This window comes from Mariniflexile ostreae, from assembly GCF_042427585.1.
Lineage (GTDB): Bacteria > Bacteroidota > Bacteroidia > Flavobacteriales > Flavobacteriaceae > Pseudalgibacter > Pseudalgibacter ostreae.
This window is the reverse complement of sequence record NZ_JBHMFC010000008.1, coordinates 87,750-102,833: the sequence shown is the minus strand read 5'-3', so window position 1 is coordinate 102,833 and position 15,084 is coordinate 87,750. Positions and strand designations below refer to the sequence as shown.

Here is a 15,084-nt window from a genome sequence, read left to right as displayed (position 1 = left end):
CTTTTAAACTTCAAATAAATAAATAAATAAACTAAACTAATTCCAATTCTCTTTTTCTTAAATTTTCAGCAGCCTTTACAAGATTTCTTAAAGCTTCTTTTGTTTCTGGCCATGCTCGGGTTTTTAAGCCACAATCTGGATTAACCCATATATGTTCTTTGGGCAAAACATTTTTAGCCTTTATTAACAGGTCTTCAATCTCGGTTAAGGATGGCACTCTTGGCGAATGGATGTCATACACGCCCGGACCAATTTCATTAGGATACTTAAAGGTTACAAAAGCATCTAATAGTTCCATGTTAGATCGCGAGGTTTCTATGGTAATCACATCAGCATCCATAGCGGCAATACTGCTCATAATATCGTTAAATTCAGAATAACACATATGGGTGTGTATCTGGGTATCGTCAGTAACACCACTAGCCGAAATTCTAAAAGCTTTTATGGCCCAATCCAGATATGCGTTCCAATTTTCTTTTCTTAATGGTAAGCCTTCACGAATGGCTGGTTCGTCTATTTGAATCACTTTTAAACCATGTTGTTCCAGGTCGATGACTTCGTCTCTTATGGCTAAAGCTATTTGATTACAAGTAGTCGATCTGGGCTGGTCGTTTCTAACAAAAGACCATTGTAAAATGGTAACCGGCCCTGTTAACATCCCTTTTACTGGAGTTTTTGTTAAAGACTGTGCGTATTCGGACCATTTAACAGTCATAGGCTTTTCACGAGACACATCACCAAATAAAATAGGAGGCTTAACGCATCGGCTGCCGTAACTTTGTACCCAACCAAAGTTGCTAAAGGCAAATCCATTTAGTTTTTCACCAAAGTATTCTACCATGTCGTTACGTTCAAACTCACCATGAACCAATACATCTAGCCCAATTTTTTCTTGGAAACGTATAGAATCTTCAATTTCCTTAGCAATTAAACTATCATATTCTTCTTGGCTTATAAGTCCTTTTTTGTGTTTTAACCGCCAGCTTCTCACTTCTTTAGTTTGTGGGAAAGACCCAATAGTTGTAGTGGGGAATAAAGGTAGGTTAAGGGTTTGTTTTTGTTGGGCCTGACGTATAGAAAACGGATTGTCGCGGTGCGAATCTGAAGGTTTTAGGTTTAGAATACGTTCTTTAACGTTTTCATTATGTATTAAACTAGAATTTTTTCTTGTAAGATTGGCTAGTTTGTTTTCTTCAAAAAGAGATAAATAGGCATCACTTTCATCAGATAACAGATTTCTAAGCGTAACAACTTCCTCAAGTTTTTGTTTAGCAAAAGCCAACCATTGTTTTATTTCCGGTTTTAAAGTGGATTCTAAATCCAAATCGTAAGGCGTGTGTAACAACGAGCAGGATGTGGCTATCCATAAATTTTCTGATGCTATTTTTTTAGAAGCTTTTTCTATGAGTTTTAGAGAGGCTTCAAAATCGTTCTTCCAAATGTTCCTGCCGTCTACAACACCTAAAGAAAGTTTTGTTTTAGGGTTAAAATGCTTAGATTCTAAAATGTCATCTAATTGGGAAGTACATCTTACTAAGTCAAGGTGTAGGGTGTCTACTGGTAGTTGAAGTGCGATATCTAGATTGTCTCCATAACAATCAAAGTAATTGGCAAGATATACTTTTAGTTTAGGGAATTCCGCATTTATTTTTTCATAAGTAATTTTTATTGCCTGTTGTTCTTTTTCAGACAGGTTAAGGGCTAGGCAAGGTTCATCAAATTGTACATACGTAACCCCTAAATCGGTTAATGCCGATAAGACTTCAAAATATACGGGTAAAAGTTTCTCTAATAAATCTATCCTATGGAAACCGGCTTCCTTTTCTTTTCCTAAAAGAAGAAAGGTTACAGGGCCAATTAATACAGGCTTGGTCTTTATGCCTAACTCAAGAGCTTCTTTATATTCATTGATTATTTTTTTCGAAAAGAATTCAAAAGTTTGTTCTTTTTCAAATTCTGGCACTATATAATGATAATTGGTATCAAACCACTTGGTCATTTCCATAGCGGTTACGTCAATATTTTCCTTTTGAAGTCCGCGTGCCATAGCAAAATACAGTTCCAGAACGTTACTTTTGTCTATGTTTTTATAACGATTTGGAATACACCCAAAGGTTAAACAGGCATCCAGAACTTGGTCGTAAAACGAAAAATCATTAGACGGTATTAAATCAATACCTAATTGTTGTTGTTGTAACCAATTCTTTTTCTTTAATTCGGTTCCTATCTGTAATAGCGCCTCTTCACTAGATTTTCCAGACCAAAAGGCTTCACAAGCTTTTTTTAATTCACGTTGGCTTCCAATCCGTGGATATCCTAAAACGGTAGTTTTCATAATTTTAAGTAGTTTTAATGTCTAAGCAAAGTTATGTTTAAAGAATAAAATAAAATAATAAGGCTGTTTTTTTAGGTTAATAGACTATTTTTGCTGTTAATAAGAGATTTATAAACTATTGATAAGCGTAAATTATGGGTTTTATAGAAAATAATTCTACATCAACTTTAGATGCCATCGACATTCGAATTTTGAAACTTTTACAAGCCAATTCGAGCTTGAAGACTAAAGAGTTGGCCGCCAAAGTAAACTTATCTACAACACCGGTTTTTGAACGGGTAAAAAAGTTGGAAAAAGGAGGGTATATCAAGCGTTATGTAGCGGTTTTGGATGCTGAAAAATTAAATAAGGGGTTGATGATATTTTGTAACATTACCCTAAAGGAACATACGCGAGAAATAGGGGATCAAGTAGTTAAGGATATTTTAGCTTTAAATGAAGTGGTAGAGTGCTATAATATTTCTGGGGATTATGATTTTTTTTTGAAGATATTGGTGAAAGACATGAAAGAATACCAAAATTTTGTTTTAGATCGTTTAGGGCGAATTCAAAATATAGGGAGTGCGCACAGTACTTTTGTAATGGGAGAAATTAAGAATACATATAGTGTGCCGATTTAAAAAAAGGATATAAAAAAACCCAGAAATTTTTTCTGGGTTCTTGAATTGTTAGGTAATACTATTTTTAAGATTCTGTTGATTTTTCGGCTTTTTTGATTTCCACATTCAATTCGTTTGTTTTGTCATCCAAATCGATAAGGATTTCATCGCCTTCATCTACATGTGATGCCACAATTTCTTCCGCTAAAGTGTCTTCAATATATTTTTGAATAGCTCTTTTTAGTGGTCTTGCACCATACTGCTTATCAAAGCCTTTTTCGGCAATATAGGCCTTAGCTGGGTCGCTTAATTTTAAAGTATAGCCTAAATCTTTAATTCTAATAAGTAGCTTATTAAGCTCTATATCGATAATTTTACTGATATGTTCTTTTTCTAAAGGATTGAATACCACAACATCATCAATTCTATTTAAAAATTCTGGGGCAAAAGATTTTTTCAATGCATTTTCAATTACACTTCTAGCATTAGCGTCTTCCTGTGCTTTTTGAGAAGCGGTGCCAAAACCGATACCAGATCCAAAATCTTTTAATTTTCTAGCTCCAATATTAGAGGTCATGATGATAATCGTGTTTCTGAAATCAATTTTTCTGCCTAGGCTATCTGTTAGAAAACCATCGTCTAATACTTGTAGCAGCATATTGAATACATCTGGATGTGCTTTCTCTATTTCATCTAAAAGAATGACTGCATAAGGTTTTCGTCTTACTTTTTCTGTTAATTGCCCACCTTCTTCGTAACCGACGTAGCCTGGAGGTGCACCCACTAATCTAGAGATTGCGAACTTCTCCATATATTCGCTCATGTCGATTCTAATCAGTGCATCATCATTGTCAAATAATTCTTTAGACAGTACTTTGGCCAACTGTGTTTTCCCTACGCCTGTTTGCCCTAAAAATATAAATGAGCCAATGGGCTTATTGGGGTCTTTAAGTCCTGCACGATTACGCTGTATGGCCTTTACGACCTTTGCAACAGCCTCGTCTTGGCCAATAACTTTGCCTCTAATCAATTCTGGCAATAATGCTAGTTTGTTAATTTCTGTTTGGGCGATTCTGTTAACAGGGATGCCGGTAATCATAGATACCACATCTGCAACATTGTCTTCCGTTACAATTTCACGATTTTGTTTGGTGTCTTCTTCCCATTTTTCTTGAGCAATGGCCAATTCTTTTTCAAGACGCTTCTCGTCGTCCCTAAGCTTTGCGGCCTCTTCATATTTTTGCTTTTTTACAACCGCATTTTTGGTTTCTTTAATCGCCTCCAATTGATTTTCCAGTTCAATTATTTGCTTAGGAACTTCGATATTGGTTATATGGACACGAGATCCTGCTTCATCCAAAGCATCAATGGCTTTGTCTGGTAAAAAACGCTCTGTCATGTAGCGATTGGTTAACCTTACACAAGCTTCAATCGCTTCTGGAGTATAATCCACATTATGGTGCTCCTCATATTTCCCTTTAATGTTGTTAAGGATTTCAATGGTTTCTTCAACCGTTGTAGGCTCTATAATGACTTTTTGGAAACGACGCTCTAAAGCACCATCTTTTTCTATATACTGTCTGTATTCATCTAAAGTGGTGGCGCCAATACATTGAATTTCACCACGTGCTAAAGCAGGCTTGAACATATTGGAAGCATCTAAGCTTCCTGTAGCGCCGCCAGCCCCAACAATAGTGTGGATTTCGTCTATAAAGAGGATGACATCGTCATTTTTTTCAAGTTCGTTCATGACGGCTTTCATCCGTTCTTCAAATTGGCCACGATATTTTGTGCCAGCCACCAAGCTTGCCAAATCTAAAGTCACCACGCGTTTGTTAAAAAGGATACGGGATACTTTTCGTTTTGTTATTCTCAGGGCTAAACCTTCGGCAATTGCAGATTTACCAACACCAGGTTCACCAATAAGTAACGGGTTATTTTTCTTTCTTCTGCTTAAAATTTGCGAAACCCGTTCAATTTCTTTTTCGCGCCCTACCACTGGATCTAGTTTTCCTTCCTCGGCCATGGCCGTTAGGTCGCGTCCAAAGTTATCTAGAACAGGTGTTTTAGATTTTTTGTTAGTTTTCCCTGTTGGAGTGCTAAAAAGGTTGTCTTTGGAGGAATCCTCTGGCGAAGTGTCATCATCTTGAAAAGACTGGGCCTTTGGTTCTATGTAGTCGTTGTCGTTTGTAATCATGAGTTTGAATTGTTCTTTAACATTGTCGTAATCCACTTTAAGTTTATTTAGAAGCTTGGTAGTGGGGTCGTTTTCATTTCTTAAAATACACAACAGTAAATGTGCGGTATTTATAGAATTACTTTGAAATAGCTTCGCTTCTAAAAATGTGGTTTTTAAAGCACGCTCTGCTTGCCTAGTTAAATGTAAGTTCTTTTTTTGATTTGAAATTACAGGTATATTTGGGTTGGCGGGGCTCAATATTTCTACTTTTCGTCTTAAATGATTTAAATCAATGTCTAAAGCATTCAGTATATTGATTGCTTTGCCGTTGCCATCTCGAAGTAGGCCGAGCATTAAATGTTCGGTACCTATAAAGTCGTGGCCTAAACGCATCGCTTCTTCTTTGCTGTATGCAATAACATCTTTTACTCTGGGTGAAAAATTATCGTCCATAATTAAGTTTCCTTTCTGCATTAAAAATACTAAAACATTTTACTAATGGCAAAAACTATACCTTAAAATGTAAGTAAGTTGCTAATTGACGAAAAAAACTTTATAAAATCAAAATTTTAGACCTTTAACTTATTAACGAAAAAACAGGATTAAATTGTTAATAAAAAACACGAAAAAAGCTTAGTAAAAACCCTACTATGACTGTGGAAATGGTTAACTTAGCACGTTTTGAAATTTTAAAAAACATCTTAATAATTTATTTATGACAGAAGGAGAAAAACTCATCCCTATTAACATTGAAGATGAAATGAAATCGGCTTACATTGATTATTCAATGTCGGTCATTGTGTCACGTGCTTTGCCAGATGTAAGAGATGGTTTGAAACCGGTGCACCGCCGTGTGCTTTTCGGTATGCATGAATTAGGGATTAGATCAAATACCGCACATAAAAAATCAGCGAGAATTGTTGGAGAGGTTTTAGGTAAGTACCACCCTCATGGTGATACATCCGTATACGATGCGATGGTACGTATGGCCCAAGAGTGGAGCTTGCGTTACATGCTGGTAGATGGGCAGGGTAACTTTGGGTCTATCGATGGTGATAGCCCGGCGGCCATGCGTTATACAGAAGCCCGTATGCGAAAAATATCTGAAGACATGCTTGCGGATATTGATAAAGAAACTGTAGATCTTCAGCTTAACTTTGATGATACATTGCATGAGCCTAAGGTGTTGCCAACTCGTATTCCGGGACTATTGGTAAATGGAGCTTCAGGTATTGCTGTTGGTATGGCTACTAATATGCCGCCTCATAACTTAAGTGAAGTTGTAGATGGTATAGTTGCTTATATTGAAAACCATGATATAGAAATAGAGGAACTTATAAAACACGTTAAAGCGCCAGATTTCCCTACGGGAGGAATTATTTATGGCTATGATGGTGTGAAAGAAGCTTTTTTAACGGGGCGCGGACGTGTAGTAATGCGTGCGAAAGCCATTATAGAAGAGGTTCAAGGGCGGGAGTGTATTATCGTAACAGAAATACCGTATCAAGTCAATAAAGCAGAGATGATAAAAAAGACTGCTGATTTGGTAAACGAAAAGAAAATGGATGGTATTGCCACCATTCGTGACGAGTCCGATAGAAATGGTATGCGTATCGTATATGTTTTAAAACGTGATGCTGTACCTAATATTGTTTTGAATAAACTTTATAAGTTTACTGCATTGCAGTCTTCTTTTAGTGTCAATAACATTGCCTTAGTAAAAGGCCGTCCGCAATTGCTGAATCTGAAAGATATGATTCAATACTTTGTGGAACACCGACATGATGTCGTGGTAAGAAGAACGACTTACGAATTGCGTAAAGCTGAAGAGCGTGCCCATATATTGGAAGGCTTGATTATAGCTTCCGACAATATTGATGAGGTTATCGCTTTAATACGGGGATCTTCGAATGCGGATGAAGCTCGTGAAAAATTAATTGCACGTTTTGAGCTTTCAGAAATTCAAGCAAAAGCCATTGTAGAGATGCGTCTGCGTCAACTTACTGGTTTAGAACAGGATAAGCTAAGGGCTGAATACGAAGAGTTAATGAAAACCATAGAAGATTTAAAAGATATCTTGGCCAATAAAGAGCGGCGTATGGAAATCATTAAAGACGAATTGCTTGTGGTTAAAGATAAATACGGTGATGAGCGTCGTTCTGTGATTGAATATGCAGGAGGTGATCTTAGTATTGAAGATATGATACCCGATGAGCAAGTGGTTATTACCATTTCTCATGCAGGTTATATTAAACGCACGTCTTTAAATGAATACAAAACACAAAACAGAGGTGGTGTAGGGCAAAAAGCGTCTACCACACGTAATGAAGATTTCTTAGAACATTTATTTGTAGGTACAAATCATCAATATATGTTGTTCTTCACTCAAAAGGGAAAATGTTTCTGGATGCGTGTTTACGAAATTCCAGAAGGCAGTAAAACCTCTAAGGGTAGAGCCATTCAGAATCTAATAAACATTGAGCAAGATGATAATGTGAAAGCATTTATTTGTACAAAAGATTTAAAGGATGAAGATTACATTAATAGCCATTATGTCATTATGGCTACTAAAAATGGTCAAGTTAAGAAAACTTCTTTAGAGCAGTACTCGAGACCAAGAACAAACGGTATTAATGCCATTACTATAAAAGAGGATGATATTTTACTGGAAGCGAGATTAACAACGGGAGAAAGCCAAGTCATGTTAGCTTTAAAATCTGGTAAAGCCATCCGTTTTGAAGAAGCAAAAACCCGTCCTATGGGGCGTAGTGCTTCCGGTGTTCGCGGCATTAGGCTGGATAACGATACTGATGAAGTTATTGGCATGATAACTATTGAAAATCCGCAAGAAGAATCGGTGTTGGTTGTTTCGGAAAATGGGTATGGTAAACGTACTTATATCGATGATCCCGAAGATGGAGAACCTGTTTATAGAATAACAAACCGTGGTGGAAAAGGTGTGAAAACTATTTCTATAACCGAAAAAACCGGAAAATTGGTCGCTATAAAAAGTGTATCGGATACGGATGATCTAATGATTATCAATAAATCGGGTATAGCCATAAGATTGGGTGTGAAAGACCTAAGGGTTATGGGAAGAGCTACACAGGGTGTGAAGCTTATAAACCTTAAAAACGGGGACTCTATAGCAGCAGTGGCTAAAGTTATGCATGAGGAAGAAGAGGTTATGGATATTCTGGAGGGTGATGATGAATTAGACAGATTAGAAGATGGCACAACTCTTGATAATTCCCAAGACGAAACAAGTAATGACAATTAAATTAAATATTAAGAATATGAAAAATCGAGTTATTATAACTTTAGCGTTTTCAGCATGTGTATTTTCCTTCGCACAAAAAAAGGAATTGAGAACTGCTGAAAAAGCAATTAAAGGAAACAATTATGCTGAAGCAAAAGCAGCTTTAAATCAGGCTAAATCAGCAATGTCCGAAATGGATGGTAAGCAGGAGGCTCAGTACTATTATCTTTTTGGACAAGCATTATATGCGAATGGGGCAGGCTCCAATGCCGATTTTGATAAGGCTTTGGAAAGTCTTAATAACGTTAAAGCGGGTTATGGGCAAGAAGTGAAAGATTTAAAACGCGATATGATAAATAAATTATTAGAGCGCGGTAATAAAGCTTATGAGAGTAAAGATTATGTAGGAAGTTCTGATTACTTTGAGAAAATATATCGATTATCTCCTAAAGATACCACTTACTTATACTATGCTGCAAGTACGGCGATTAGTGTCCCAGATTATAACCGGGCTTTAGTTTTATATGAAGAACTTAAAGATTTAGGTTATACAGGTGTTGAAAAGCAATACTTAGCTGTTAACAGTGAAACCAAAGAGCAAGAGGTTTTTCAAAGTAAAGAAATGCGGGATCTTTCAGTTAAGGCAAAGACCCACGTCAATCCTACTCAGAAGGTTTCGGAGTCTAAAAAAGCTGAAATTGTAAAAAACATCGCTTTAATTTATAAGTCCAATGGCGATGATGAGAAAGCCATAACGGCTTTGAAGGAAGCACGAAAAGAAAATCCAGACGACTTGAACTTATTATTGGTTGAAGCAGACTTACAGCTTAAACTTGGCAATAGAGAAGGTTTTAGAGCTTTAATTGAAGAAGCGACTAAAAAAGATCCAGCGAATCCAGAGTTGCAATATAACCTTGGGGTTATTGCATCAGAATCTGGAGATATTGATTCTGCTAAAAAATATTACAAGAAAGCTGTAGAATTGGATCCGAAATATGTTAACGCTTATATAAACTTGGCAGCTTTAATATTAGGAGAAGAGGAAGTGTATGTGAAAGAAATGAATGGTTTGGGTAATTCTAAAAAGGATAATCTACGTTACGATGAGTTAAAAGAAGCACGCCAACAACTTTATAGAGATGCGTTGCCATATTTAACGAAAGCGCTTGAAATCAATCCTGAAAATATCGATGCTGCAAAAACCTTAATGAACATTTATAGCATATTAGGTGAGACCGATAATTATAAAGATATGAAAGCTAAAGTAGAAGCCCTTGAATAAAGTGCCTTTAGTTGTATTTTAATTTATAAATAAAAAAGCCGCAAATAGCGGCTTTTTTTATACTATTTTTTTAATGACACGAAGTTTGTGCGTGTGCATGTTTTTGTCCACATTGTATATGCCCGAATGGTCTAAGCGGTCCACTCTTACTTTGCCATGGGCATGTATAATGTAGTTATCCTCCATAATAATTCCTACATGGGTAATAACCCCTTCATTATTATCAAAAAAAGCTAAATCTCCAGGCTCACTTTCTTCAATAAAACTTAAAGCTTCACCTTGGGTAGCTTGCTGTGAAGCATCCCGCAACAACTTAAATCCATTTAATTTATAAACCATTTGTGTGAATCCGGAACAATCGATGCCAAAAGGTGTTTTTCCTCCCCACAGATATGGTGAATTTAAATATGAATAGGCGGTTGGGATCAAGTTTTTTTTAGGCTGTTCACCTTGTGTAAAAGGGCTATCATGTGAATGGTTTAATAGGGATAGCCCGTTTAAGGAAGACCCTAGTAAGATAGGGTAGAGCTGCCCCCTCTCATCTTCAATAAACTCCACTAAATCTAACGAAAGCTTTGGGGCTGCAAGCTGTAAGCCGGTATATTGTTCCTCAGTGATTTCTAAGTATTGTTTATTGTCAATCCAGCCTTCATATTTATCATAGGCAAGCCGTATTTTACTCCAAGATTTTCGTTGCTCTAATACTTTAAAGTGATCGCCATATAGAAGTTGCGAAACCAATTCGCTAGCATCCGAAGCTTCAAATCTTAAAGGCGCAATGCTTAAATTACATATTCCGTATTGCATACAGGTTCAATATATTGCTATTAATTATTTAGGTGTTGCTCACGTTTTGAACACCATTTGATACGGTTAAATACAGATTTTAAAAAATATTTCATAATAATTACAAACACGATAGAACTATTTAATATTTAGTGGCGTTCAATAATTAAAGCAGAAGCGCCTCCGCCTCCATTGCAGATAGCAGCAGCACCAATTTTTGCATGGTGCTGTTCCAATACATTCAGAAGGGTTACTAAAATTCTAGCACCCGAACAGCCTAAAGGATGTCCTAAGGATACGGCGCCGCCATTTACGTTTACACGGTTATTATCTAGGCCTAGTAACTTAATGTTCGCCAAGCCAACAACGGCAAAGGCTTCATTTAATTCAAAATATTCCACATCGTCTATAGAAATTTTAGCTTTGGCCAATGCTATAGGTAAAGCTTTAGCTGGAGCGGTAGTAAACCATTTAGGATCCTGTGCAGCATCGGCATAGCCTTTTATCGTTGCTAATGGCGTTAGTCCTAATGCTTCAGCTTTTTCTTTACTCATTAACACCAAAGCTGCCGCACCATCATTTATAGTAGAAGCGTTTGCGGCAGTTACAGTGCCGTCTTTTGAGAATGCTGGACGCAGTTCAGATATTTTAGTCATACTAACATGGGTAAACTCTTCGTCCTTAACAACTATTACAGGCTCTCCACGACGTTGAGGTACTTTAACAGGGGCTATCTCATTATTAAATTTTCCAGCCTCCCAGGCTGCTGCAGATCGTTTATAGGATTGTATAGCATACGCGTCTTGTTCCTCACGAGTAAATTGATATTCATTAGCACATAAATCGGCACAAACCCCCATAGCGTTTTGGTCATACGCATCTATTAATCCATCTTTTTGCATTCCATCGATTATAGTGGAAGGGCCAAATTTAGTGGCGGTTCTAGCATACATATAATGGGGAATTAAACTCATGTTTTCCATACCACCAGCAACCGCAACCTCAATATCTCCTAATGCGATGGCTTGAGCCGCTTGCATAATGGCTTTCATTCCTGAGGCACACACTTTATTAACGGTTGTACATGGTACATGGTTAGGGATCCCTGCAAATAAAGCAGCTTGTCTTGCTGGCGCTTGACCTTCGCCAGCTTGCACTACATTGCCCATGATAACCTCCTCTACAAGCTCTGGTTTTAAATCTATTTTTTCTAAAGCAGCTTGAATGGCAATAGCACCAAGTTTTGGAGCAGGGATAGTAGATAATGCTCCCATGAAACTTCCTATTGGAGTTCTTGCTGCAGATACAATAACGACTTCTTTGTGCATGGATAGAGATTTAATTGACTAGAAGCGAAAATAATCATTTTTTGATAGAAATTATAAGCTTTGATGTATTATGAAAAAAAAACTATAAGCCTTATAAATTTATTACATTTGAAAAATGGAAATTGTTAGAAGTAAATCATTGACTAAAAATGAGAGCTGCTAAACTTATTTTTTAAGAGAAATAAATCCTCAGAAGCAAATGTGATCGATACATGGATGATTTTATAAACAAACTATACCGGAACCATTCCTTAATATATAAGGGGTTGCTCTTTATTTTAACAACTTTTTTAATCGTGTATTTGTTTCCTAAAAGTGGAAAGTTTAAGTATAGTTTTGAAAAAGGTAAACCTTGGCAATCTGAAAATTTATATGCTCCCTTTGATTTTGCTATTAAAAAATCTGAAGAAGAGATTGCTACGGAAAAGCGTACGATTACAGATAATGCCACTTTGTATTTTGATTTAGATACGATTGTTGTAAATAGTTTGAAGGAGAGGTATTCAGAAGTTTTTTATGAGGTGTTTTCAGATTCTATTGGTAAATTTAAAAAAGAAAAACTTTTTAAAGTTGGTAATCAAGTTATCTCTAAACTTTTTAAATATGGTATTTTAAATGAGGATTATAGCTTTTCAGAGAAAAAAACGGTCGTAATATTAGAAGGGCGCGTAGAAAAACATAAAACCACATTTTCTAATTTAGTGCTTCAAGATAAAATCTCACCTACTATTGAGAAAATACTTTTTGAGAACAATTTAAATGGGTTTAAAACAGACTTTATCTCCTTGTTCTTTGATCTTATAGAGCCTAACTTAATTTATGACAAATCGTTTACTGAAAAAGTTCTACAAGAGGAACTTAATAAAATCTCATATACACGAGGAAGTATTGCAAAAGAAACGCTTATTATTTCGAAGGGTGAAATTATTGAAGGTGATAAATTTCAAATATTAAAATCTCTACAATCTGAATACGAGTCACAGGTATGGAATGAGTCCAACTATAACTGGATTATTTTTGCCTACACCTTGTTGGTGTCCTTGGCGCTCTTGATGATGCTGCTTTTTTTAAAGAAAAACAGAAAAGAAGTATTTGAAAACAATACGAAAGTGACCTTTATATTTTTTAATATTTTTTTGATGGTTTTATTGACCACCTTGGTCATTAATTACAATTCAAAATATATTTATGTTGTTCCCATATGTATCTTACCTCTTGTGTTTAAAGCGTTTTTTGATGCTAGGCTAGGTCTTTTTGCACATGTTATCACGGTGCTGTTGTTGGGATCTATTGTTCCTAATAGTTACGAATATATGTTTTTACAGATTATTGCGGGAATTGTAACTATTTTAACGGTTTCAGAACTTTACAAGCGTGCCAATCTTTTTATATCTGTAGGGCAGATTACGTTAATTTATATTATTGCCTATTTTGCTTTTTTTGTAATTCACGAGGGCAGTGTTGAAACCATTAAATGGCAAACATTTGGATTGTTTATTTTATGCGGACTGGCAACGCTGTTTGTCCAGCCTTTAATATATGTTTATGAGAAATTATTTGGACTCGTTTCTGATGTATCACTTTTGGAATTGTCCGACACCAATTCAAAACTACTAAAAGAGCTTTCAAACAAAGCGCCCGGCACTTTTCACCATTCTTTAAACGTTGCCAATCTTGCAGAGGCTTCTGCGAACGAAATAGGTGCTAATGCCATGCTGGTGCGAGTGGGGGCTTTATATCATGATATAGGAAAAATGAAAAGTCCTACTTACTTTATAGAAAATCAATCTACAGGGATTAATCCGCATGATGAATTGTCTCCAAAGGAAAGCGCTAGAATTATCATAGATCACGTTATTAATGGTATTGAGATTGCAAAAAAGAACAACCTTCCCGATAGGGTGATTGATTTTATTAGAACCCATCATGGGACTAGTGCGGTGTATTATTTTTATATGCAAGAAAAAGAAAATGAACCAGAAGCGGATAAGGCAGATTTTAGTTATCCGGGACCAAAACCATTTAGTAAGGAAACAGCTATTTTAATGATGTGCGATAGTGTAGAGGCGGCTTCCAAAAGTTTAAAAAACCCAACTTCATCTAAAATTGATGTTTTTGTAGAAAATGTTATAAATAAACAAATTGATGAGGATCAATTTTTAAATGCCAACATTACTTTTAAAGAAATACAATCTATTAAAAAAGTGCTAAAGCACAAGCTAGCAAACATATACCATTTAAGAATTGAGTATCCAGAATAATTTTTTAATAATTTCATTAAAATACTTGCTTTATACGTTCTTATAAAGTACATTTGCAACCGCAATTTTATTGCAACGTTCATATCAAAAATAGGAGAGGTGCCAGAGTGGTAATGGAGCAGATTGCTAATCTGTCGACGGGTAACTGTCGCCAGGGTTCGAGTCCCTGTCTCTCCGCAATTAGATAACCAATCGGGGTGTAGCGTAGCCCGGTTATCGCGCCGCGTTTGGGACGCGGAGGTCGCAGGTTCGAATCCTGCCACCCCGACATTGTTTTCGTAGAAACATTAAATCTACGGGCTCTTAGCTCAGCTGGATAGAGCACCTCCCTTCTAAGGAGGCGGTCGAAGGTTCGAATCCTTCAGGGCTCACTTAAAGCTTCACTAGAAATAGTGAGGCTTTTTTGTTTTATATAATGTTTTGCTTATCAACTACTTTATTTTAAAACATCCTTAATAAAAGCTTCTCTAGTATTTAAAATACTTCTAACATATACTAAACACTTAGCGTTATTTAGGGTGTATATAAAATGTTGATCTCATCCTTACGACCATTTTATTTTTAAAAAATACTGAAAATAAATTGTAATTATATTTCATTATGAACGCAAGTTCATTACATTTGTATTATAAAACAAGATAAATGCCACGTCCCAAAAAAAAGAGAAAAGTTGATCATCCCCCAAAAATGCATGGTTTTAAACCTTTTGGAATTGCTTTTTGTGATACAGAGCAAATCATGATGCAATATGACGAATATGAGACGCTTAAACTGGTTATCTATGATGATCTTCCACAAGATTTAGCCGCAGATCGTATGGAAGTATCACGGCCTACGCTTACTAGAATCTACAATAGTGCGTTAAAAAAAATAGCACAAGCTTTTGTAGAAGGTAAATCTATAGTTATTAAGGGTGGAGATTTTGAATTTGATGAAGATTGGTATAAATGTAAAAGATGTTTTCAGCTTATTAGTGGTATTGAAAATAAAAAAGCATGCAAAGATTGTCCTGCAGATGATACTGTTGAACTGCTTAATCTGAATGGATAGAATTG

The 15,084-nt window shown here is 36.0% G+C and carries 9 protein-coding genes, 3 tRNA genes and 1 pseudogene; 9 read left to right on the top strand and 4 right to left on the bottom strand.

The window, feature by feature from the left end; all coding sequences use genetic code 11:
* Positions 1-31: 31 nt before the first annotated feature.
* Positions 32-2,335 (bottom strand): 5-methyltetrahydropteroyltriglutamate--homocysteine S-methyltransferase, encoded by a 2,304-nt coding sequence (metE, locus tag ACFFU9_RS02550; RefSeq protein ID WP_379859795.1) that lies wholly within the window; start codon positions 2,333-2,335, stop codon positions 32-34.
* A gap of 134 nt (positions 2,336-2,469) precedes the next feature.
* Here metE and ACFFU9_RS02545 point away from each other — a divergent pair, with 134 nt between their 5' ends.
* A complete protein-coding gene (locus tag ACFFU9_RS02545; RefSeq protein ID WP_379859794.1) occupies positions 2,470-2,955 on the top strand; it encodes an Lrp/AsnC family transcriptional regulator in 486 nt (161 codons plus the stop codon).
* 64 nt (positions 2,956-3,019) lie between these two features.
* Here the strand turns inward: ACFFU9_RS02545 and ACFFU9_RS02540 are convergent, their stop codons facing one another.
* Positions 3,020-5,566, bottom strand: coding sequence for an ATP-dependent Clp protease ATP-binding subunit (locus ACFFU9_RS02540; RefSeq protein ID WP_379859825.1), 2,547 nt, complete (start codon positions 5,564-5,566; stop codon positions 3,020-3,022).
* 262 nt (positions 5,567-5,828) lie between these two features.
* Here ACFFU9_RS02540 and gyrA point away from each other — a divergent pair, with 262 nt between their 5' ends.
* Positions 5,829-8,393: a DNA gyrase subunit A gene (gyrA, locus tag ACFFU9_RS02535; RefSeq protein WP_379859793.1), complete on the top strand. Its 2,565-nt coding sequence runs from the start codon at positions 5,829-5,831 to the stop codon at positions 8,391-8,393.
* Positions 8,394-8,409: 16 nt separating this feature from the next.
* Positions 8,410-9,654 (top strand): tetratricopeptide repeat protein, encoded by a 1,245-nt coding sequence (locus tag ACFFU9_RS02530; RefSeq protein WP_379859792.1) that lies wholly within the window; start codon positions 8,410-8,412, stop codon positions 9,652-9,654.
* Positions 9,655-9,711: 57 nt separating this feature from the next.
* Here ACFFU9_RS02530 and ACFFU9_RS02525 read toward each other — a convergent pair whose 3' ends face one another.
* Positions 9,712-10,461: a C40 family peptidase gene (locus tag ACFFU9_RS02525; protein WP_379859791.1), complete on the bottom strand. Its 750-nt coding sequence runs from the start codon at positions 10,459-10,461 to the stop codon at positions 9,712-9,714.
* 128 nt (positions 10,462-10,589) lie between these two features.
* Entirely contained in the window at positions 10,590-11,768 is a 1,179-nt protein-coding gene (locus ACFFU9_RS02520) for an acetyl-CoA C-acyltransferase (RefSeq protein ID WP_379859790.1), read from the bottom strand.
* 212 nt (positions 11,769-11,980) lie between these two features.
* On the opposite strand from ACFFU9_RS02520, the pseudogene ACFFU9_RS02515 reads away from it, so the two are divergent.
* From ACFFU9_RS02515 to ACFFU9_RS02490, 6 genes and pseudogenes are all read left to right on the top strand, one after another.
* Positions 11,981-13,279: pseudogene (locus ACFFU9_RS02515) on the top strand (phosphohydrolase); the annotation flags it as partial.
* A 72-nt stretch (positions 13,280-13,351) separates the two neighbouring features.
* The gene (locus ACFFU9_RS02510) at positions 13,352-14,029 is read left to right on the top strand and encodes an HDIG domain-containing metalloprotein (RefSeq protein ID WP_379859824.1); all 678 of its coding nucleotides are present in this window, start codon (positions 13,352-13,354) and stop codon (positions 14,027-14,029) included.
* A gap of 93 nt (positions 14,030-14,122) precedes the next feature.
* A tRNA-Ser gene (locus ACFFU9_RS02505) sits at positions 14,123-14,206 on the top strand.
* A 16-nt stretch (positions 14,207-14,222) separates the two neighbouring features.
* A tRNA-Pro gene (locus tag ACFFU9_RS02500) sits at positions 14,223-14,297 on the top strand.
* Between the two features lie 29 nt (positions 14,298-14,326).
* Positions 14,327-14,400 (top strand) — tRNA-Arg (locus ACFFU9_RS02495).
* A gap of 271 nt (positions 14,401-14,671) precedes the next feature.
* Positions 14,672-15,079, top strand: coding sequence for a DUF134 domain-containing protein (locus ACFFU9_RS02490; protein WP_379859789.1), 408 nt, complete (start codon positions 14,672-14,674; stop codon positions 15,077-15,079).
* The last annotated feature ends 5 nt before the right edge of the window (positions 15,080-15,084 follow it).